Source organism: Mesorhizobium sp. M3A.F.Ca.ET.175.01.1.1 (assembly GCF_004791945.1).
In the GTDB taxonomy this organism is placed as follows: domain Bacteria; phylum Pseudomonadota; class Alphaproteobacteria; order Rhizobiales; family Rhizobiaceae; genus Mesorhizobium.
Genome location: NZ_SRTP01000363.1, coordinates 1 through 293, shown reverse-complemented (window position 1 = coordinate 293; position 293 = coordinate 1). Strand labels below are relative to the sequence as shown.

Below are 293 nucleotides of genomic sequence, written 5' to 3'. Positions count from 1 at the left end.
CGGCGAACCCGGACGCCAACAGCGTCGCGGCGGGCAGCCATGCAGAGATCTCGGGAAATGTGATCACCGGCGCCGGCGAGACGGATCCGGTCACGAGAGCGGACGTAAAGGGAGCGGACGGCGCCAGCGTAACCTCGGCCTATGGCACGGGTGCGCCGCAGGATGTGACGTCCGCCGTCACCGGCACCACGATTGCGGGCCAGTACGGCACGCTGACGCTCTATTCGGACGGCCACTACACCTACGACCGCGCGGCGCACACGCCCGGCGGCCTGAGCGCTGTGTTCCCCTAA

The 293-nt window shown here is 68.9% G+C and carries 1 protein-coding gene; it reads left to right on the top strand.

All coding sequences use genetic code 11. The annotated features are described in order from the left end of the window. A partial coding sequence (locus EN818_RS32010; protein WP_135906760.1) for a VCBS domain-containing protein occupies positions 1-293 on the top strand: 293 nt, incomplete at its 5' end.